This is a genomic window from Nostoc mirabile CHAB5784 (assembly GCF_020829645.1).
GTDB classification, from domain to species: Bacteria; Cyanobacteriota; Cyanobacteriia; order Cyanobacteriales; family Nostocaceae; genus Nostoc; species Nostoc mirabile.
Window position 1 is genome coordinate 49,509 of the sequence record NZ_JAIVFS010000001.1, and the last position, 22,195, is coordinate 71,703.

The following is a 22,195-nucleotide window of genomic DNA, read 5'->3' on the forward strand; positions in this document are numbered from 1 at the left end:
CCCAATACCCAATAATTTAATCATTCTTTACATATCTAGTTGGAAAAGTTGCCCACTTCAGCTAAAAATAAAAATGAGAGCAGTTGACAAAACTTTAATTTCTACTTAAAAGAGGGGTTCTAGATATGGATATCGATTTCCGTATAGCGATCGTTTTAGCACCAGTTGTGATTGCTGCTAGCTGGGCAGCGTTTAATATTGGCGCTGCGGCTTTAAGACAAATCCAAGGCTTTTTGGATAGAGAAGCTTAAATCGGGAGCATCCCAAATGTGTAAGTTATATCAAAACCACGTTATGAATTGTCATTGCGAGCGCAACGTAGTGGAGTGAAGCAATCCCATATCTTGCGATTGCTTGTCTGCGACACGCTGCGCGAACACTACGCTACCGCTTCATTCGCTTTTGACTTACACCTTCGTGCAAAATTGGGATGCTCCCCTTAAATTCGGCTCAATGTTATCAATCTGCAATCGGCTGTTTCTCTTCACAGAGGCAGTCGGTTTTATTCATAATGATTAATTGAGCATTGGGCATGGGGCATTGAAAAGAGGCAAAGGCGCGGGGTGCTGCTCTTGCTGAGGGGAAAACCTTCTCCCTTGCTCCCTGCTCCCTGCCCCCTGCTCCCCACTCCCCACTCCCCACTCCCCACTCCCCACTCCCCCTTCCTTGGATATCGACTCTGTAATACAACCCCTGCAACGCTTTGGTGTCCATCTGGGACTTGATCGCATCCTCAACCTTTTAGCAAATCTTGGTAATCCTCATCACCAAGTCCCGGTAATTCATGTTGCTGGCACTAATGGTAAAGGTTCAGTCTGTGCGTATCTTTCCTCAGTACTTACTGAGGCTGGTTATCGTACAGGACGTTATACTTCCCCCCATTTAGTCGATTGGACGGAACGTATTTGTCTGAATGAACAGCCAATTTCTTCTGAGGAATTGAGTCAATTATTCCAACAAGTCCAAGCGGTTATTCGCCCTGAAGACGAATCGGCAACCCAGTTTGAAGTAATTACGGCGGCGGCTTGGCTGTATTTTGCACAAGCTAAAGTCGATGTAGCAGTGATAGAAGTCGGACTAGGAGGGCGCTTAGATGCTACCAATGTCTGCTTGGAACCTTTGGTTACGATCATAACTTCCATTAGCCGGGAACACTGGCAGCAACTTGGCCCTACCGTTGCTGATATTGCTAGAGAAAAAGCAGGTATTCTTAAATCTGGATGTGCCGTTGTGGTTGGAGCATTACCACCAGAGGCAGAGAAAGTTGTGCGATCGCGTGCTTTAGAATTACAATGCCCGATTTTTACGCCTCAAGCCGCCCGTCAAATCGCTACAGGATGGGCAGAGTATGAAAGAATTCAAAATTCAAAATTCAAAATTCAAAATTTAAAATTAATTAAATACCCTTTGCCGTTAGCGGGACAAATTCAATTAGCAAATTCAGCTTTGGCAATAGCAGCTTTAGAAATTCTCCAACAACAGGGTTGGCAGATTTCTGAAGAAGCCATAACTAACGGTATGGCAAAAACTAAATGGCCGGGGCGGATGCAATGGACTACCTGGAACAACCATAAATTATTACTTGATGGCGCTCATAATACCGCCGCCGCCCAAGTTCTTCGCCAGTATGTCGATAGCTTAGACGAAGTTAACCCCAAGCCTGTCAATTGGGTTATGGGAATGTTTTCCGATAAGGATCATGCTGATATTTTTACCGCCCTACTGCGGCCAGGCGATCGCCTTTTTCTAGTACCAATACCAATAGAATCTTGGCCAGGTAGAACTTCTGCTGATTTAGACTACTTAGCAAACCTAGCTGATAGCCTCTGTCCCCAATTAAGCGATCGCCAAATACATCCAGATTTATTCACAGCATTACTTGCCGCAACCTCAACCGCTACCACAGACGATTTAATAATTGTGTGTGGTTCACTTTATTTAGTAGGCGATTTTTTTTCTGCGATCGCTCTATGATTGATACCTGTGAATCTGATTATTGCCTAAAAAACTGTATTTTTTAATACGCTTTGTGAAAAACTCGTTGAGAGCTATTACATAAGTAAAATTAATCAATTAGCCAAAAAGGTAAGGGTTGCTTTCGCACCAGAACATAGTTCTAGTGATGTATCCTGTAATTTTTGTAAAGTATTGGGGTGAAGAAGCAAATTTTTGATTTAGAGGATTATTTAGTTTGGTTATGAATGTAACGGAGCCAGTTCTAACTGATAGTAAAACCTTAAACGAAACAACTACTGTTTAACAGAACATATTCCAATTCAGACTCAAGGTCAGTGTGAACAACAGAATATTTTTGAAATTTTAATTCGGGCAGCCACACAAAGGGATAGCATTGAAAACACTACCAAAGTCCTAAAAAATGTTCCGACAAGCAACGATATTCGTTACCATTTAGAGAAATATACAGACATAAATTCTCTAGAATCCGACTTAAATGCTGCACTTCAAAGCCGCTTACCAGACGGAATTCGACAAGGTAAACAAAAAATTGCTATCGATTTTAACTTAATTCCAAATTAATGGTGAACCATCAGCATTAGAATCACCATTTATTTATAGAAGTCAAGCTAAAAGTGGTACTTGTTCTTTTTACGCCTACGCGACTCTCTATGTAATTAAGAAAAATAAACGAGTCACTTTAGCTATCAAAGCTGTTCAACAACAAAATACCTTAGTTGCAATTATTACCTATCTTTTAGCACTAATTGAGCCTTTGAATCTGAGAATTGAGCGATTGTATTTAGATCGAGAATTTTTTTGTGTGCCAGTAATCAGATGGTTGCAATCTCTCGATATCCCCTTTGAAATGCCAGCTATTATTCGAGGTAAATCGGGAGGTACTAGACAATTAATTAGAGGTCGGCGTAGTTACAAAACTACTTACACTTTAAACAGCGATAAATATGGTTCAGTAACTTTTCAAGTATGGATAGTTTGTACATATAAAAATGGTAAAAGACTTTTCGCTTGGTCGGGAATTTTTTGTTTATGCTGTCTATAAAGTTAAGTTAACTTTGCAGCTTATACATGATGACTATCGCCTCCGTTTTGGGATTGAAAGCAGCTATCGAATGAAAAACCAGTGCCGGATAAAAACTACTATTAAAAATCCCACTCCGCCGGCTTCTCTTTGTAGCTTTAGCTTTTTTAGTTATTAATATATGGATTTATCTAGTGTGGCATTATCTGAGCCGATTAAAAAGAAGCACGCTTTCAGGTTTTTTCTTATCTATTTACTCTTAAACAGAAGAAGAGAGTTTTTACGTCAAGCAGTAGACCACAACTATGGCGTAGCCTGCGAAGTTTGTTTACCATCTGGCTGATTTTGGTTGATTTTCGGGGCTTATTTATAAGTGAATCTTATTATTCATGCCTCACAATCACCTTTTGTACATTTCTCAAAAAACGGTATCATACACTACTATTTTTTAGCGATCGCAGAAGTTTTCGGTCTACTGATTTTCATCTGTGTAGCTTGTCAACTCAGTGCTGCTGAGTCATTTTGTCATGGATTAGTCTAAACTCCAGTAAAGCAAAAGGTTAAATCAAAGACTTAGAAGATAATGATAATCAAAAAGAGGGGGAGGAGGCGAGCATAGCTCGCCTCCTCCCCCTCTCCCTACTTCCGATTATCTTTCTTGTTGAAACGTTTTTGAGTATTTTAACTGATTGACAAAAAGCACTTCATTTTAATCTCTCACGGAAGTCCTAAAGTAATAGGATAAATAGCTGGGCGGAAATAAACCAAAAATGAGTTTCGGCAAAAAGCAAGATTCAGGTCTAAGCATTTTACGTTTAATTATGCCCGTCTACTCTTTAGTTTTTTGCAAAAAGATTCTGGTTTGTCCTCAATGTTTACCCTATAGTTGGCAAGGGACTGCAATTAATCGCTCCTAAATACTTCCAAGTCATAAGTAAATCCGTAAGCTTAGAGGATGTTTTAAAAGGGTCTTTTGCTTTCATGGTGAGCACTGCAAAGCATCTCAGTACATGACTGAAACCTTGATTTTTCGTCAGAATTAACCTAAATCTGAACGGCAAAAGTATACCTTCCAGGACTTTTAAAACATCCTCTTAGCACAAAGAACGTTGAGTAATTATTCCAAGAATGTAATGACATTGCACTAAACTATTATGGTAGTGGAGTTAGTCGATGTATAAATATAAATTTCCCAATATCAAGGATGAGGCTATTCCGACCATCACTTTGGATTTGGAACAAGAAGAAGTTAATAAAGAAGTTTATAAAGGAAATGAGCAAGAGTACTCAGTGCTGCGTCCTCGATTAGTGTGTAAGGTCACTGCCCTTAGGGATCATATTGTTCTTTCTCGAGATGGTCTAGATTTTTGTGTCGAGGTTAACGGTCTGTCAGTGGAAACGTTGCACAGCCTTCTCCTGAAGATGGACGGAACACGCAGCATTAGTGAATTGCAGCAGCTTGTCTCTCCTGTTGATGCTGTATGTATTATTTCACGGCTGTATGGAACTACTACTCGTCCACGACTAGCTTACTGCGACGAGTTTCGGCAATTTAATCAACAGAGGTATCTATGTCATTGACAAAGGATTTCTTCAAACAGCCGGGTTTCAGAAATAATGTCCTTGTTACGTTCCACGACTCTGGAGCCGAAATTCATTATCGTGACCAAGGGTGTTCTATCGACATTGCTCCTGAATTCAGAAGGGAAACCGCTCAATTGCTACAGCTTCTACAGATGGGCGGAATACCACAAGAGCAATTGGGTTGGAACTGTCCAGGAATCCAAGAGCAAATCCCAAAACTACTCATCGAGTTCGACGGCCTTGGACTGCTGACCGAAACACAGTCTACAGTAACTTTTGGTAGCGTGAGTGGACGCCAGTTTTACAGAGATTTGTACCGATTCGTTGAGCGAATGAAGGGGAGAGTTGCCAATTCTGCCTACTATCAAGGGATGGTTGATGGAACTGTGACCAGAAACCAGTTAATTGGGTATGTTTTGGAATACTATCACATTGTTCATCTCTGCCCTAGTATGCTGGCTCCCTCTTTAGCCAATCATGAATCACGCACTACTCGAGAGTTCCTACAGCAATTCTTTGTTTCTGAGTTGCACCACGACCGCATTATTGAGGAGTCATTGAAGAGTGTAGGATTTGAACGTGACCAACTGGAGCGGATGCAGCCGCTACCAATGACCTTTGCACTATGTTCCACACTTGGGGTTTTTGCGAAGCAGCATCCTCTAAGTTTTAAGGCTGCGCTCTTCCTTTTCGAGCAGCCTTATAAGAAGTTCAACGAGGCATTTGAGAAGCTGTGTAAAGCATTAGATATTCCTTCTGAATTCTATGAACCAATCCTGCTACATGCCTGCATAAATGAGGAAGGGGAGCATGAGCAAATCTCAAAGGTTCTGCTAGGAGAGGTTCCCTGTGTTTCACTTGAAGAACAATTGGTAGTGAAGAAGCACATTGGAATTCTTGTAGAGTCAATGGTACTACAGGAACAGCAGATTCTTGATTACTACGGCAATCAACAAAACATTATCCCTCGTTGTTTTACATAAGAAGCATACTATAGAGTGTTAGAACTTTCAAAAGCAACAACATCCATATCTGGCTGTAGAATCGATCCAAGCTGTGTGAAAGAAAAAACCCTACCCAGGTTTGATAAGCATGTTGATAAATCGATGGTCTTGCTCGAAAAGGTTATTGAAATACTTAACCTGTTCAGTTGACGGGGTAACAATATGCAAGAAACTGGCTCTGAGCAAGATCAGAGCCTTTCATAGTAAAAAAGAACGATCTGCTTAAAGAAAATGCTTCCTCAATCCTATTAAGTTCTTAAGGGTCAGGAAGATTTCCTTCTGCTTTTAGTACACCGATGGTGTTGGAATAAGTCACATTGCAACACTAATATAAACAGATTTAATATGGCATATTTAGTAAATGAAAATGAAGAGGCAATCTCTTAAAGGATTCACTTTTATATTGCTAGCATCGATTCTTTGGGGGATTGCTGGTGCTTTAGCTAAAGTAATTTTTAATTTGTCTGTTTCTCCATTAGAGTTAACAGTAGTTCGTTCCATAGTAGCCGCTGTAATTTTATTTTTACTAATACTTGCTTTCAAAAAACCTCTAAGAGTTACAAAGCAAGCTATACAATTTCTTGTTATCCAAGGAATTATTCTTTCCGCTATTCATTTAACGTTTTATTATTCTATAAGTAAAACCAATGTAGCTATTGCAGTTATGCTGCAATGTACAGCACCTATATTCGTAATTGTTTTCGATATTTTTGCTAATAATTACAGAATGAACTTTACAATAGGCGTTTTATTAATTATAAGTGTGTTTAGTTGTTCCATGCTTGTAGGGGTATACAACATTGATTTTCTAAAAACCAATTTCGCAGGTATTTGTGTTGGGATTTTATGTGGAATTAGTTTTGCTTTCTATAATATTTGGGGAAAACGCGGTCATTCCCTAAATATTAATACATGGACAATGACCTTTTATTCTTTTTTATTTTCATCCATCATTTGGCTATTTTTATTTTATCCAATTAATTTATTTTCCGATAAATATACATTGAAAATTTGGGCTTATTTCATTTTTATTGGCATCTTTGCAACTATTTTACCGAATTGGTTATATTTGGAGGGTCTTAGATATATAAATGCATTTCCTGCTACTATTATTGGAATGCTTGAACCTGTTTCAGCAGGCATTGTAGCGTTCATGTTGCTTAAAGAAACTCTTGAGCCTTTACAACTGATAGGAATGGCTGGCATCTGTGGTGTAATCCTTTATTTAAAAAAACATAATGAGCTACTTGAGTAGCCAGAGCAAACGCATCTAAATTCAGTAGACCGAAAAGTTTTGCGATCGCTCTGTAATGAATGCCTATTCCAGTAAAATTTTGCTTAATATCTGTAATTTTAAATACTAGTGTCGAGAAGCTCTCTTGGACTCAGAATATACAGCACTTGCGTCTATTATGAGGTACACTAGATTAAAATATAAATACTTTTAAATGAAGTCATACTCTGTCGATCTTCGAGAAAAAATAGTTGCAGCACATCTTCAGAAAAACATCTCAATCAGGAAAGTAACTAACATATTTTCCGTGTCAAAGAGTTTAGTCCAAAAGCTTGTAAAACAACAAAAATTTGAAGGAAATTTACAATCCAAGCCGCGAGGAAAACCACAATTTAGTCATCTAACAAATGCTGACATAGAGTTGAGAGAATTAGTTGAATCACATCCCGATGCAACATTGATAGAGTTGTGTGAATTATTTGCAGACAAGACTGGCAATTGGGTAGGTCAAAGTGCAATGTGTCGTGCGTTACAGAAATTAGGATTAAATCGTAAAAAAAAACAAAGCGGAGTACCCAAGCAGGGACTATTGAGTCCTGAATTTAAGATTAGATTATTGGGAAAAGGTCAAACATATAGAGCCAGAAAATTTAGTATTTTTGGACGAAACTGGTGTTCTACTTGGGTTAACGAGGACTCATGCCCGTTCACAAATGGGAACAAGAGCTTATTCTATAAGTTGAAACACTTATGTGGACAACTTGTAGAAATAGGTCGATTTTTCCCCAGTTCTAAGACGTGTTCATGTTGCGGTTATGTTCTTGATGAGTTGACGCTCGATATCCGTGAATGGGATTGTCCATCGTGCAATGCTCATCATGACCGTGATGGTAATGCAGCATTGAACATCAGCAAAGAAGGAATTCGGATATTATCTATGGGCGGAGGGAACCCCGTTCTTGCCGAGCAGAGGCGGATTAAGACTATCTATCTGAAAGAAAAAGGGGTATCTGTCAATGAAGCCGGAAGCCTACACCGTACCGTCAGGTCGGTGTAGGTAGTTCACTTCAAGATATACTGACATACATAAGTTTCCAGTTTATGCTTCACTTCTAATATCCCTACGTTCTAGTCTCTGTGAATAAATGACATTAATCTGTCACTAGCATTTGATCGACATTAATTTGTCACGACGACAATTAAATAGTCACAACGACATTAATCTATTCACCGATGACAGATAATTTGTCAGTGTACAAAAATTTATGTCAAACTTTAGTGTTGAGTAATACTTTCATCAAAGCCGATGATGGGATTTGAACCCACGACCTGCTGATTACGAATCAGCTGCTCTACCACTGAGCCACATCGGCGTACACAATCTAAGAGTATAACATGATTTAATCATGGTAGATCAAAATCGCAAAAATCGCCTTAACCCTGAACAATACGCCAGCCTCAAAGCAGAAATAGCCGCTCCTTATCGCGGCTTACGACAATTTTTCTACATCGCTTTCGGTGCTTCTGGCTTACTCGGTGCATTCGTCTTTTTCTTCCAAGTGCTTGCCGGACGCAATGTTGAGAGTGCAATGCCAAGTTTAGCTCTCCAAGTAGGAATTGTTGCCTTAATGGTCTTCCTCTGGCGCTGGGAGCAGCGTCGGCAACGACGCCCCCAATCGGGTAAAAATCCTAATCCCTGAAGGGAGAAATTTTAGTTGTTAATTTTTTATTGCTTTCCTTTTATATATCTTTATATTCTTCAAATTTATTAATGCTTTGATGAAGATGAAAATATCAAAAGAGAAAAAATAAAAAAATTATTAGGAAATCTCAAAAAGCAAAAATTTCTGAGAAACTAGAAATCGTTGAAACGGGGTCAGCCAATATAAAGACCCTGACCATAAAACCAATCACATTCAAATGGAGTCAGCTATATTTAAAGACCCCAAATTTTATATTTAAAAACCCCTAAAATTAATAAAACTCACAATATTGGAAACGCCAGACTGATAATTTTTTAGTCTGGCGCTTCCAATTTGCTAACTAGTACAGTACGGCGGAAATAAACCACCCCTTTCAAATATCTAGAATCCTTGCGAATTACGAATTACGAATTACGAATTACGAATTACGAATTACGCATAGCGGTACTAGGCATTTACTGAACTGTTACCAAATAGGATGAAGGAATTGGTTGGGCACGTCCAGCATTGACGAGTGCTTGGTAAACAAAGGCAGCAACTTCGGCTCTAGTCGCTTCCCGATTAGGATTTAGTTGCTTCGCTGTGGGATAGTTGACCACTAGTTGCCGTGCAGTTGCCGCAGCAACAGGAGCGATCGCATACTTAGGAATCTGGGCAGCATCGGTGTAAAAGGAAAGGACACTCTGATCATTCGCAGTTAAGCCCAAACCATTAGCTAAAGCTACTAACGCCTGCACTCTGGGAATTTGCTGCTGTGGCTTAAAAGTGCCATCGGGATAACCAGAAACAAATTCACTTTGGTAAGCAGATTGAATTGCAGCGTAAGCCCAGAAATTGCTTGCTACATCCTTAAATTTAATTGCTGTGCGTTTAGTTGGTGGTGTTAGGGCTTTAGTGATAATAGTGGCGAACTGAGCACGGGTTACAGGATCATTGGGTTTAAAGCTGCCATCAGGAAAGCCAGCAATAATATTTTGAGAAGCTAAAGCTTCGATGTAAGCTTTTGCCCAGTAATTTGCTGGCACATCCTTAAAGGCGACAGGACCTCCAGGCGGTGCGTCAACAGTTGCAGCAACGAAATTTACTGAGCCGAAAATCTTTTTCTGATCGATATCGTTGCCAACAGCGAGAATTTGACTGGTTTTTGTGGCGTTGTTCACATCATAACGAGTGTTATTGCGAATAAGATTTCCACCAGGATTTTCGTTGGTACCAAGGTCGGGTAGAGCATTGACAGTCGCTACTACACCATCCCGCTTATTGTTCTGAATGACATTCTTACGCAATACGGGCTTTGCTGATTCGGAGATATAAAGACCGTCTTGGTTTTGGATAATTTGATTTTCCACAATTTGGGGTGTGGAAGTGCCACCGATCGCTAGACCAAAACCAGTATCCTGAAATAAGTTATTCCGAATTTCTCCTTGAGCAGCTCTAACAACTGAAATCCCATTCCCTTTGTTTTGCACAAAGAGGTTACTTTCAATTTTGGGATTGCCTGTACCCGTTACAAAAACACCCTCTCTGACACTGTTAGTAAAAGTACTGTTTTTGATAATCGGATTAGTTGACTCCACCCACACAGCCGTACCCCGGCTATTTGGGTTGGTGACGGTGACACCAGCGATCGTGGTATCTTGGTCGGCAAGGATGGTAATGTCCTGTCTGGCAAAGGTGCGACTAGTGTAGAAACCTCCACCTGTAATCAATATCCCTTGACCTTTAGTAGCTTCATCACCCCGCAGTGTCACCCCTGGTTTCAGCAAGAGCGGGAAGGTTTCGCCACTTTCCTGGTTATAGTTCCCAGGTGCTAATTGAATAACTGCACCTGCTTGGGCTTGACTTAGAGCAAAACTTATGCTTTTGTAGGGTGCAGCCGAGGTTGCACCAGCACCAGCACTATCTGCACCAGTTGCTGGGTTAACGTAAATCACTGCGGCAGTTGCAGGAGCTTGCGCTGTGAGAGTTGGGGCGATACCTTCTGGATGAGTAGCACCAGCATTAACCTCGTCAGGTAGTAGTATTGACCCACTAGAGACAACAAGCATTGCCGTTAGTCCGGCTCCCACGCGTAAAGTATATCTGAGATGACTGCTAGAAAGAAGGCGAAAAATCTCCGCTAGAGAAATGTGAAAACCCCGGTATTTCATTTTTTCCGTCTGTGATGTGCTGAATTACGGTGTGTCGAACAAGGTTAAAGGTAGCAAGCAGCCATTGTAGCTGCTGTAAAACCCATGCAAAACTATACTGGATGATTAGCACTGATTCAGCTAAATTCCTTAGATAGATCACAGAACTTATACATTAGTTATATTATTTTATTTATAAAATTCTACTAGTACTCTGTCAAGAAAACTTTGAAAGGTAAAAGAACGAACCACAGAGGCACAGAGAACACAGAGTCAGAGAAAAAAAGATGTTTGTTTAAAAAGTTTCTCACGCAGTAAACTTGCCTTGGCAGACTACTAGTACACTCTAGCGGAAGTTTATCTACCTTTAACAAAGAGATTTTGCCCTAAGTCTTGTTAATTGATATGGTAACTGGATTTTCGCGCCCACTCTACTGGGGGCTTTCGGGATGAGGCAGATGTATTGGGGAGCATCCCAAATGTGTAAGTTATATCAAACTCAGGTAGGACTTACGCAAAAGTACACGCGCTCAGGGGCAATTCATGAATTGCCCCTACGTGAAATAAGGGTTTCGGCTATTGTTTGCGTAAGTCCTGTCAGGTTATAAATTGTCATTGCGAGCGCAACGTAGTGGAGCGAAGCAATCGCAAGATATGGGATTGCTTGTCTGCGACACGCTGCGCGAACACTACGCTGTCGCTTCGTTCGCTTTTGACTTACATGTTCTTGCTTGCATTGGGATGCTCCCGATGTACTGTTTATCAACAAGTCTCTCCCAGCCTTGTCTAAGCGCTCATCCTGCCTAGTGAATTATTTATTTTTTTGTATTCCCTAAAGCCAGATGCCGCAACTCATTGTGCTGGAATATCATTACAGCAAAAGCAAACCTATTGGGAATCGGGAGAAATGCGTTTTAAATTTTTGGGGCTGCGTCGCGCTTTAGTTTTAGTAGGTAGTACCTGCCTTCTACTTTTGTCCCCGCCTGTCTTTGCTGCGGAACGAGTGGTGCTAAACTATGGTATCTTCCGTGAATCACTTTCAGTGGAGGAGCTATCTACCTTTGCCCAAACAGGTGAACTTTCACGTTCACTACGAGTTAATTTTGCTTTGGCGCGACAAGATCCCAAAGCCATCCGTCAGTATTTGACAGAGCCGGTGAAGGTAAACCTTGTATTTTTAGATAGAGTGCTGAATAGCCGGATTGGTAATATTATTTTGGATCAAATTAGTCAAGTTATTTATACACCGTCTCGGAGAGCAGATCGGCAGGCTTTGCGAGCCGCTTTAGTACTTTCTGCGAGTCAAGACGGGCAGGTGTCGCTAATCGAAATTATTAAGAATTATCCCACAAATGAAGTGGAAGTTGATGGAAAACGCTTGCAGGGTGCATACCGTCAACTCCGCCGCTTGCAAACAAGCCTACAAGATTTATTTGGTGTTTAGTAAGCTAAAGTTTCTAAAGTTTCCCTTAAATACCGTTGTACCTGCTGTTCCAAGCGAATCCCGTGTAATTGAGCATCGCGTTCTAGTTGCCAGCGTTGAAAACCGGAACTAGTGGAGATCGCACATTTGAGGCTATACCAAATTTCAGTATCAGCAGAAAATTGGCGATCGCTAGAAGCTGGAATTTGAGTCATAGTTTCTCATTCCTTTATTTTAACTTCAACGGTAATTGGGCATTGGGCATTGGGCATGGGGCATTGGTTATTAATTCTTTTCCTTGACTCCCTCATCTCCCTCATCTCCCTCATCTCCCCTTTCTAGCCCTTTAAAGTGAAATAATATACTTTACGGGCTGCTACGAATCTGTATTAATCCTAAACAAAGATTCCAACAACCGGGGCACGATTTGATTAACCCGTACTCCTAAAATTGTAAAATCCTGCTTAATCTTTTCTAAAGATAATGGCTCTATGCCAGCGAATTCTGTGTCATTAGTCACTAAAACTCGCATTACACTCACAGGTATTTGTAAAAATAGATTGCTGCCCAAAAATGCTAAACCCGCAAACAATAATGCAACGCTGCGCCATTGTGGGAGAAATTTAGCTGAATTTGCTACTAATGGGGCAATTTGGTAAAGCTGCCACAGCACCCAAACCGACAATACTGCTGCTACTAATGCCAGGATACGATTTAACTTTGTATTAATTAAACAGAGAATTTTTCGCTGCCGCTCGGTCAGATTTTCTGGCTTTAGGGCTATTCCTAAAAGAGCAAATATATAAAAAGGGCGACGCAACTGCATCCATAGCAAAGGGAGAATACCAATGGCAGCAACTAAAAATAGCTCCATCCACATTGGTAAAAACGGCTCGCCTACAGACAGGAAAAATAAGCAGAGGACTAAAAAAACAGGCAACGTCGCTAATCCAGCGACGTGAATCCACAAAATAGGTTCAGAGCGAAATGAATGCATATATAAAAAGTTATGAGTTAAGGGTTAGGAGTTAGGAATTAGCAGTCTTTAACTCCTAACTCCTAATTTATCACTCCTAACTTCTAACCATTTTACCCTCAACACTACCTTGTTAAGGTGAGAGTGCGGCGCTTCGTAACCATTTGATAGGCTTCGATGATGTCACCTTCAACCCAATCATTGAATTTATCCATGCCGACACCGCATTCATAACCGGCGTTGACCTCACGGGTATCTTCTTTCATCCGTTTTAGGGAGTCAAGGACGCCTTCAAAGATCACCTTACCGCCACGTCGCACCCTGACTTTACAGTTGCGAACTAGCTTGCCGGATTGAACGTAGCAACCGGCAACCGCACCGCGACCGACTGGGAAGACGGCACGGACTTCGGTTTGACCCAAGGGTTCTTCCACCAACTCTGGTTCCAAAAGACCTTCCAAGGCATCTTGGATATCTTCTAGGAGTTTGTAGATTACGTTGTATTCACGAACATCTACACCCGCTTCATCGGCGGCTTGTCTAGCACCACTGGCGAAGGTGGTGTTGAAGCCAATAATTACAGCGTTACTGGCAGCTGCTAAGTCGATATCTGTCTCGGTGATTTCCCCAGCAGTAGCCAAGAGCATCCGAATTTGGACTTCGTTTTGCGGGATTTGCTTGAGCGCTCCCACAATGGCTTCTACGGAACCTTGTACGTCTCCCTTCAAGATCAAGTTGAGTTCTTTCAACTCGCCTTCTTGGGCTTGAGCCGACAGGGTTGTAAGGGTAACACGACCCTGTAACAAACGGGATAGGCGTTGTCTGTCTGCGCGATCGCTAGCAAGTGCTCTGGCTTCTTTCTCGTTCTCGAAGACCTCGAACTCGTCACCTGCTGCTGGCACATCACTTAAACCTAGTACCTCGACAGCAAAGGAAGGAGAAGCAATATCTACTCTCTTGCCTCTGTCATCCACCATCGCCCGGACTTTACCAAAGGCCGAACCAGCTACCAAGATATCTCCCACATGCAGGGTGCCATTCTGAATTAGCAGGGTAGCAACTGCTCCCTTGGCTTTATCCAGATGTGCTTCAATTACAGTTCCTTTGGCGGTACGATCTGGGTTGGCAGATAGTTCTCCAACCTCTGCTACTAAGAGAATCATCTCTAAGAGCGTATCCAGGTTTTCACCTCTGATGGCGCTCACGGGAACCATGATCGTCTCACCACCCCAGTCTTCTGAGGTCAAACCATACTGGGTGAGTTCTTGTTTAACCCGCTCTGGCTGTGCCCCTTCTTTGTCAATTTTGTTGATTGCAACAACAATTGGCACTCCCGCAGCTTGGGCGTGGCTAATGGCTTCAATGGTTTGAGGACGCACACCATCATCAGCAGCCACTACCAACACGGCAATGTCTGTTACCCGCGCTCCTCTGGCCCGCATTGCTGTAAAGGCTTCGTGACCGGGGGTATCCAGGAAGACTATCTGCTGCGGTTGACCCTCATGTTCCACATCCACATGGTATGCACCAATATGTTGAGTGATCCCGCCAGCTTCGCCAGCAGCCACTTTTGTTTTGCGGATTGAGTCGAGCAGGGTTGTTTTACCGTGGTCTACGTGACCCATAATTGTTACGACAGGCGGACGGCGGTGGAGATATTCTAGGTCTTCTGCGCCAACCATTTCCGTAACTTTCCGAGCTTCTGCTTCTCGCTCGGCGGTTTCGACTTCTATTTCTAGTTCTTTTCCTACTAGGGTAATTGTGGGAATATCCAGATTTTGGGTGATACTCACCGCCATGCCTTTAAGGAACAGGATTTTCACAATCTCTGTATCGGGAACGGCTAAAACATCAGACAGTTCTTGCACAGTCAACGGGCCTGTGATCACGACCTTTTCGGGACGGTCACGCTTTGTATCGGCTTCTTGTTGGCGACGGTTATTCTGATGGTCACGGCCAGAACCAGATTTAGAACCAGGCTTTCTACTTCCTCTAGCAGTTGGGGCGCTAGCAAGGCTTGCACCTGGCATCTGCACAGGTCGAGTAGCTTTGGGTTTGGGAGGACGGGCAATGGAAAGGCTGACTTGGACGGTGGCTGGTGAGTCTAGATCGTCATCATCTAGCAAATCTTCTTCAAACTCATCATCCAATATCGGCTTGATCCGCTTGCCTTTAACGCCAGCTTTAGCCTTCTCTTTAACTTCGTCAATTATTTCCTCTTCTACCCACTTTTTGCCGCCTTTGGTGGGGCGAGGTGGACTTGGGCGTTTCAAATCGAGGAGATCGGGTGCTACGACTGGCTCATCACCCAATCCTTGAGATTTGCCAGCTATTCCTGACATCTGCCTGGGTGGAGTAGCGATCGGCATTGCGGCTGCTACAGCTTCGCCAGGGCGGGCTGGCCTGGGTCGTTGCCCCTCTCCTAGTTGTGACGGTGCAGATGGTCTACTGCCCCTCTGCTCTGGTCTAGTGGGTGCAGGGGTAGGACGACTTGTTCTTTGTGGTGCAGATTGCACAGACTGGTCAGTTGGCAGTTTAGCAACTCTTGGCTTAATTTGTTCGCGATCGCCTTCGACGGGTCGTTGCCGTTGGTCGCGTTTGAGGATCGGTTTGTCTGCCTGAGATACTGGCTCATCTGCCACCTGGGCTTCTTCTGCCGCAGGTCTTGCCGGAGGGGCAACTAATTGCGGTTTGATCGGTTTTTCCGCTTTCGGTCTGGGTGGAACTATTTTTTCTGGTTTTTGGGATGCTATTTTTTCCGATGCCTGATTGGGATTTGGCGTTTGTTCCAAGTCTGTGACAGGAGGTTGCTCTTGAGTCTCAGATTGAGTCCGGGGCACAGGTCGAGTTGGTGCTGCCGGCTTCATGGGTGAGACTGGTGTAGCGAAAGGCCGTGGTGGAGAGGGAGGATTAGCTTCAGACAAGGCAGCTTGGGTATTGGTAGCAACTGACGCCTCTGGGGCGTTGGGGGTAGTATTTCTCAATATTTTGGGTTTGCGTATTTCCAAAATTTGCTGTTTGTGGGGTGCAGCAGGTCGGGCAGATCCGCCGTTTGGTGGTGAGTTTGGTTTATGGGTGGTTGTACGTAGTTCCTTTTTGGCAAAGACATTCGTTGCTGCGAGTTTTTCCGCAGCTGTGCGGATGCTTTCTGCCTCGGATTCTGAAATCGTGCTGCTATGACTTTTGACCGCAATATCGAGCTGGTCGCAAATTGCTAATAGCTCTTTGTTATCCAAATTCAATTCCTTTGATAATTCATAGATTCTAACTTTGCCGTTGTTCATCCACTCTTCCCCTTTAATTTACAGTTTTAGCGGATGGTTGCCTGGGAGTGCGACATCTCCATCCTTGGATTACTGTTTTTAGACTGCCGTTCAGTTTTTGCCGGTGCCTCCAATCAGGAAAGAGAGATGTTTCGGTTTAATAATGGCATCCCCACCAGGAATGATGGTTGAGGGACACCCATAAAAATTTTTTAAATAAAAGATTTTTATAGGAACCCCTGACGCCGAACTGCGCCTGAGCGCTACCAGGTTGCCATTTTGTAGTTTCTTGTTTTGGTGATTCTGAGTCTTCCACAACACAATCGATTACATCTTGTTCTGGGAATCTTGCCTCGCCCCTCTTAATTATTGGAGAGCCGAATGCCTTTTACACCCATTTACTATTTTGGCACTAACCTTAACGACCAACAGAGGGTGTCATGAAAGCGCGATTTCGGCTTTCGCACCATTCCTCTGGTGATGACGTCACAAAGTTGTTCCAATTAAATTTGGTTTTGGGTATTGCTCTGGGCTAGACGTTGCAACAAGCTTTGGTACAGTGTTTCTGGCACTGATGCATGTAGCGATCGCCCTAGTCGATTTTTTTTTTGAGCTGCTTGTAGGCAACTCGTTTGCGGACAAATATAGGCAGAACGCCCCATGCCCTGATCTAATTGTACCTTTCCCGATGGAAAGACGCGGACAATCCGCCAAAACTCATCTTTTGACCCTACTTTCCGGCAACTAATACAGCGCCGATAATTTGGTTTCATCGCTTCTGGGTGATCTCAGTCCAGCATTCTGGATGTAAAAAGAAGTTTATTATTACTATTTTTTACTCATACCAAGTAGCTTTTGAGAAAATAATCCAAGAGACTGAGACTACAATCTCCAGTATCAAAACTTTACAAATTTAATCAATTATTCATCATCATTGTCAAAAGTATCCTCCTCTTCTAATCCGTCCTGATTTTCATCCTCGAATTCTTCCTCATATTCAAGATCGTCTTCCTCTGATTGATATTTTGTTCTTACAGCCAGAAATTTGGCATCCTCTCCTGCATAGTCATACTTAGCTTTGTCTTTGATGTCTATTTTCCAACCAGTCAGACGGGCTGCCAAACGGACATTTTGTCCTTCTTTGCCTATGGCTAAACTCAATTGGTCTTCAGCTACTAGTACGTGAGTTTGCCGGGATTCTGGGTCCATTAGGCGTACTTCATCTACCCGTGCTGGACTTAAGGCATTGGCAATATATGTTGCTGGGTCTGGCGACCAACGAATTACATCTATTTTTTCACCACGTAATTCGTTGACTACCACTTGAATTCGCGATCCCCTGGCTCCGATACAAGCGCCTACTGGGTCTACATCGCGATCAAGGGTATCTACTGCTATCTTAGTCCGGGGGCCTACATAACGGGAAGGGGGGTTTGCCTCCCTAGCTACGGCAACAATCCGTACCACTTCATCTTCGATTTCTGGAACTTCGTTGGCGAAAAGATAAACCACCAAACCAGCATCAGCGCGAGACACAAGCAACTGTGGCCCTCGTTGCTGACCTTGGGAGACTTTTTTGAGATATACCTTGAAGGTGGCATTTGCCCGATAATTATCGTTGGGCAGCTGTTCCCGCTTCGGTAATTCGGCTTCTACTTCTGGCTGACCAAAGCCACTGCTAACTGCAAGAACCACTGATTGCCGCTCAAACCGTAGGACTCTTGCTTGCAGGACAGTTCCTTCTAAATCTTGGAACTCTTCTTGCACCATTTGGCGCTGTTGATCCCGTAATTTTTGCGCCAGTACCTGCTTGGTTTGCATCGCCGCCATCCGACCAAACTCTCCTTGGTCGGGGGTCACATCCAGCACCACAGAGTCCCCTAACTGCGCTTCGGGAGCTACTTGTTGAACTTCATCTAGGGAAATCTGATGGTCTGTGTTATTAACTGCTTCGACAATGGTTTTGGTGGAAAGAACGCGAAATCCTTCTCCTTCAATATCGAGTTCTACTTCAAAATTTTCAAAATAATCTTCGTCAAACTGTTTGCGTTCTAAATTTTGGGCGCGACGATAACGTTCGTAGCCTTTGAGTAGTGCTTCTCTAATAGCTGATTGAACTGCAAGACGGGGTAAATTCCGCTCTCGACTTATACTTTCAATTAATTCTTTTAATCCAGGTAAAGTAACCATTGACATAAGCAATCTCCTTTAAAAATTAGGGACTGGGGAGTGGGGAGTGGGGACTGAAAACTACGCATTAGAGCCAGAGATTAGAGAATAGTTTTACACTAGCCTCTAATCTCTAGCCCTTAGTCCCTAACCTTTAGCCTTGAGCCAAGGTGTTCTAATCTCTAACTCAACCACCCTTAGCCCTTTGTTTATCGGCGCTCGTCTAGCTGCACCTTAGTAATTAGGGAGCGGGGAATTTCGACTACACGACCTTTTTGGTTTAAGTAAAGTGCTGTCTCATCCCGGCGAATCAACTGACCAGTCCACTCTTGTTGTCCGTCGTAGGGTGGCGAAGTGGAGATGATGACAGGAAATCCTTTAAAGGAAATAAACTCCCTGTCTGTTACCAGTTGCCGCGAAATCCCAGGACTAGACACTTCCAAGACGTATGCATCTGGAACGATTTGGGCAGCATCTAAGGAGGCTTCTAAAGCACGGCTCATCCTCTCACAATCATTTAACCCGGTGTCTTGCTCAGGATTGCGAATGTCTACCCGCAACACTGGTGGACTTTGGTTAGTGTGAAAAACCACGCCAACCACTTCCAATCCCAGTTCTTCTGCCACTGGTGTCGCCAAATCAATAATTTGTGTAACTAAAGGATGAGCCATGAGAAAATTCAATAAAAAAAGTGGGCACTGACCCACTTCCTGCGATAGGTATATCTTCCAAGAAGTATTGTGACGAACCAATTATGATTCGCCTAATTCGAGTTTAGCGCATTTCTTTTATAGTCGTGCATTGGGGATTGGGCATTGGGAAAGAGGAGGCAGGTGGTCGCCGAGCGCAGTCGAGGTGAGGCAGAAGTTCTAAAATGTTTGAATTTTGAATTTTGTTAGCGCAGCGTTAGCGAGTCCGCGAGCGTCATTTTGAATTGATTTCCCCCTGCTTCCTCATCTTTTCACTACTGCTGGAACTGATACTTGTGTTCGTAACTGTCTGGTTTGCTCGATAATTTGGTCTATGTCTTCTTGGGACAAACGCTGGACGTAGTTGAGTTTGATTTCCTCTAAGAAGTCAAAAAGTAAACTCTGAATTTCTGAGAGTACGTGTTTTTCATTTATTTGAGATCCTAAGACTTTGCTAAAGGTTTCTACTAGTTGACTGGTGAGTTTTGCGCCAACAGGATCTTCAACAGCACTAACTAACGTTTTGTAAAGATTAGTTGTGATTTGAGTTGCCAGTTGTTCGCTTAACTGGGTTTGAGCCTGTCCCACACCAGGGAGGTTCTGGAGGTTGCGGTAGACGGGGACTTGATGGAAGACGGTTTCGATGTTGTGGCGCAAAATGGCAACGATCGCAGGTTGGATTTCGGGTAACACTTGGTAGACTATTGTTTTTACTAAAAGACCTGCGATCGCTTCCACTTCATTTACATTATTAATATCTATGTAGGGACGTAAATTTTCTTGTTGTGAAAGCCAGCGCGTTAACTCACCCTTCTGAATTGAACCCTGAACCTGATTAATTACTCTCACCACTACAATTTCTGTGAGTTCTTCGGCAAAATTAGCGACAATCCCCTGATTAATTTGTTTTCGCACTGGATGCAGATTCAATAACCGCACTTGATCGAGGCGAATTAATACAGGTAAGATTCGTAGCCACCGCCAAAATGGCAGTAGTAAAAATAGGTCGTACCAACGCCACAATAGTGCTTCCAACCAGCTAAAACCAGGATGTTGGCGTCTGATCAAGAAAGTGCGTCCCAGCAATTCTACGCCAAATAAAATCACAAAGGGTAAGTCAATAATCCAGAAATTATCAACAAATTCGCCATTTTCACCAATTTGGCGGAAGTAGTTAGAGGCAATTAAAGGGCGGATGCTCTCATTAAAAAAATTAATTTCTTTAACCCAGCCATTTTGTGATAGATAAGGCTGACTCCAAAAAGTGGCAAAGGACTGTTTTGCAGATTCATTACCGATGTGCGATCGCATCCGCTTTTTGATTTTTTCCAGAGTCCCACTTTTATTCACTCCCGCAAACGGGTTACTGTCAATCATCTCGCTGCTAAGACGACTTATTTGTATTAGCCTGTTATTTACCTGAGAAGACTCTAACCCTGTTTGCCTGACTTGTTCTTCTAATGCGTCTACTGTTTCTAAATAACTTTTTGTGTCTCGATGGGGTTCAATACCTTTTATTGGGTCATAAATCTGAATAATTTGGGGAAGTTTTCGCAAGTAGAAATCTCGCCAAGGTACGTAACTTAAATTAAACAAAACTAAACCTAAATTTACGGTGGCAGTAATTGCCATAATTCTTTCAAACCAAAGATTCTGCTGCTTAGAAGATTTTATATTTTTCATGCTTTGTCATATATTATACATTTCCTGAATGTTTGGAATATAGCCGTTCTCGAATAGAAGCAATACACTTTGACCTCTCTCCAAACCTCTCTCCTAAAAGGAGAGAGGCTTTGAATCTTACTCCCCAACGCTAGTAGGGAAGGGGTTGGGGGTTAGGTCTGTATTGCACTTAAGTGAGAAGCGCTATATAAGCTTTTTCATTTATCGAAACAGAATTCAGGAGCCAGGTGGTCGCCGAAGGGCGTAGTCGAGGTGAGCCAGAATGGGCTAAACCTTAGCTATCCGCTAACAGGATAAATTTTGAACGAAGGTCAAAAGCCGCTCCGTTCGGGCAACATCTTAGATTGCCCTGGCTCTAGCTTGACACAGGTGACAGATGTATGCACTACACTAATTCAGTGTTCAAGGGGTGGATTCGATTCAAATGAGGCTGTATCTCTGCTAATACAAGATACTCCTTTTGATGGATGACGCAAATTAGTTTTTGTATAGAAAGTTAAATTTGACAAAAATAAATCACAAATTATTCAAAAAACATTAAAAAAGCGCAAAAAAAGTTATTAAACAAACTTAAAATGCAGCTGTTAACATTTATAATCCTGCTGATTTAACTCAAAGGAGTTTTAAGTATGTGGTGTGGGTTTGGAAAATCAAGCGCGAACTTTGCTGTTACTTGCCTGATAACTGCTAGTGTCGTAATTGCAGACACAGGTTTCGCAGCTTCTCAACGTAGCTATACCCCCCAGCAATTCCGTGCTGTGTTGCGAGGGTTAGGCTATAACGTCAAGGTAACAAATGGTGCTTTGACGGATGAGGAAACTAAAAAGGCAATTCGTGAATTTCAAACGGGTTATAAGCTAAAACCAGTTGATGGGATAGCAGGGCCAAAAACCCAAGGTTTTGCTGCTAGCATCATTCAAATTCTGCACACAAATTTGAATGCAGTGGTAAAGCCAAATCCTCCCCTTTCGCGCGATCATTTTTATGATTCCCGCACGGAAGCAGTGGTGAAGGAGTATCAGAAGAAATATCAGTTGCAAGAAACTGGAATTGCTAATTTAGCACTCCGCCAAAGGCTGAATGAAGAAGCAAAGACAGTCTTCAGTCAGCCAACAGCTACACCGACTCCTACACCAAGAGGTAGAACGAGAGCTACACCAACAGCTACACCAACGGCTACACCAACGGCTACACCAACGGCTACACCAACGGCTACACCAACGGCTACACCAACGGCTACGCCGACAGCTACGCCGACAGCTACACCAACAGCTACACCGACAGCTACCCCGACAGCTACCCCGACAGCTACACCAACAGCTACACCCTAGTCGTCACAA

The 22,195-nt window shown here is 42.8% G+C and carries 17 protein-coding genes, 1 tRNA gene and 1 pseudogene; 10 read left to right on the forward strand and 9 right to left on the reverse strand.

Features of this window, described 5'->3' with window-relative positions; translation table 11 throughout:
- Positions 1–125: 125 nt before the first annotated feature.
- From LC653_RS00240 to LC653_RS46710, 7 genes and pseudogenes are all read left to right on the forward strand, one after another.
- The gene (locus tag LC653_RS00240; RefSeq protein ID WP_229492065.1) at positions 126–251 is read left to right on the forward strand and encodes a photosystem II protein Y; all 126 of its coding nucleotides are present in this window, start codon (positions 126–128) and stop codon (positions 249–251) included.
- A gap of 415 nt (positions 252–666) precedes the next feature.
- Positions 667–1,974, forward strand: a complete 1,308-nt coding sequence (locus LC653_RS00245) for a bifunctional folylpolyglutamate synthase/dihydrofolate synthase (RefSeq protein ID WP_229492066.1) — start codon at positions 667–669, stop codon at positions 1,972–1,974.
- 223 nt (positions 1,975–2,197) lie between these two features.
- Positions 2,198–3,341: pseudogene (locus tag LC653_RS47825) on the forward strand (transposase).
- Between the two features lie 830 nt (positions 3,342–4,171).
- Positions 4,172–4,579: a hypothetical protein gene (locus LC653_RS00250; RefSeq protein WP_229492067.1), complete on the forward strand. Its 408-nt coding sequence runs from the start codon at positions 4,172–4,174 to the stop codon at positions 4,577–4,579.
- Entirely contained in the window at positions 4,570–5,565 is a 996-nt protein-coding gene (locus LC653_RS00255) for an iron-containing redox enzyme family protein (RefSeq protein WP_229492068.1), read from the forward strand. The genes LC653_RS00250 and LC653_RS00255 overlap by 10 nt, the downstream gene beginning before the upstream one ends.
- Before the next feature lie 388 nt (positions 5,566–5,953).
- A complete protein-coding gene (locus LC653_RS00260; RefSeq protein WP_229492069.1) occupies positions 5,954–6,841 on the forward strand; it encodes a DMT family transporter in 888 nt (295 codons plus the stop codon).
- Between the two features lie 193 nt (positions 6,842–7,034).
- Entirely contained in the window at positions 7,035–7,877 is an 843-nt protein-coding gene (locus tag LC653_RS46710) for a helix-turn-helix domain-containing protein (protein ID WP_308188978.1), read from the forward strand.
- A 244-nt stretch (positions 7,878–8,121) separates the two neighbouring features.
- On the opposite strand, the gene LC653_RS00275 is transcribed toward LC653_RS46710, so the two are convergent.
- Positions 8,122–8,193, reverse strand: a tRNA-Thr gene (locus LC653_RS00275).
- Between the two features lie 33 nt (positions 8,194–8,226).
- Here LC653_RS00275 and LC653_RS00280 point away from each other — a divergent pair.
- A complete protein-coding gene (locus LC653_RS00280) occupies positions 8,227–8,520 on the forward strand; it encodes a DUF3493 domain-containing protein (protein WP_229492070.1) in 294 nt (97 codons plus the stop codon).
- Between the two features lie 458 nt (positions 8,521–8,978).
- Here LC653_RS00280 and LC653_RS00285 read toward each other — a convergent pair whose 3' ends face one another.
- Positions 8,979–10,673: a DUF1565 domain-containing protein gene (locus LC653_RS00285; RefSeq protein WP_229492071.1), complete on the reverse strand. Its 1,695-nt coding sequence runs from the start codon at positions 10,671–10,673 to the stop codon at positions 8,979–8,981.
- Positions 10,674–11,559: 886 nt separating this feature from the next.
- Between LC653_RS00285 and LC653_RS00290 the strand changes: the two genes are divergently transcribed.
- Complete coding sequence (locus LC653_RS00290; protein ID WP_229492316.1) at positions 11,560–12,096, forward strand: alpha/beta hydrolase; 537 nt, start codon at positions 11,560–11,562, stop codon at positions 12,094–12,096.
- Here LC653_RS00290 and LC653_RS00295 read toward each other — a convergent pair.
- From LC653_RS00295 to LC653_RS00325, 7 genes are all read right to left on the reverse strand, one after another.
- Positions 12,093–12,290 (reverse strand): hypothetical protein, encoded by a 198-nt coding sequence (locus tag LC653_RS00295; RefSeq protein WP_229492072.1) that lies wholly within the window; start codon positions 12,288–12,290, stop codon positions 12,093–12,095. The genes LC653_RS00290 and LC653_RS00295 overlap by 4 nt on opposite strands.
- A gap of 161 nt (positions 12,291–12,451) precedes the next feature.
- Positions 12,452–13,072: a low-complexity tail membrane protein gene (locus tag LC653_RS00300; RefSeq protein WP_229492073.1), complete on the reverse strand. Its 621-nt coding sequence runs from the start codon at positions 13,070–13,072 to the stop codon at positions 12,452–12,454.
- Between the two features lie 104 nt (positions 13,073–13,176).
- On the reverse strand, positions 13,177–16,335 hold the full coding sequence (gene infB, locus LC653_RS00305; protein ID WP_229492074.1) for a translation initiation factor IF-2: 3,159 nt from the start codon (positions 16,333–16,335) through the stop codon (positions 13,177–13,179).
- Between the two features lie 482 nt (positions 16,336–16,817).
- Positions 16,818–17,087, reverse strand: coding sequence for a YlxR family protein (locus LC653_RS00310; protein ID WP_229482756.1), 270 nt, complete (start codon positions 17,085–17,087; stop codon positions 16,818–16,820).
- Positions 17,088–17,235: 148 nt separating this feature from the next.
- Complete coding sequence (gene nusA, locus LC653_RS00315) at positions 17,236–18,510, reverse strand: transcription termination factor NusA (protein WP_229492075.1); 1,275 nt, start codon at positions 18,508–18,510, stop codon at positions 17,236–17,238.
- A 182-nt stretch (positions 18,511–18,692) separates the two neighbouring features.
- Positions 18,693–19,154, reverse strand: coding sequence for a ribosome maturation factor RimP (rimP, locus tag LC653_RS00320; protein WP_229492076.1), 462 nt, complete (start codon positions 19,152–19,154; stop codon positions 18,693–18,695).
- 282 nt (positions 19,155–19,436) lie between these two features.
- A complete protein-coding gene (locus tag LC653_RS00325) occupies positions 19,437–20,855 on the reverse strand; it encodes a hypothetical protein (RefSeq protein WP_229492077.1) in 1,419 nt (472 codons plus the stop codon).
- Positions 20,856–21,484: 629 nt separating this feature from the next.
- Between LC653_RS00325 and LC653_RS00330 the strand changes: the two genes are divergently transcribed.
- Entirely contained in the window at positions 21,485–22,186 is a 702-nt protein-coding gene (locus tag LC653_RS00330) for a peptidoglycan-binding domain-containing protein (RefSeq protein WP_229492078.1), read from the forward strand.
- The last annotated feature ends 9 nt before the right edge of the window (positions 22,187–22,195 follow it).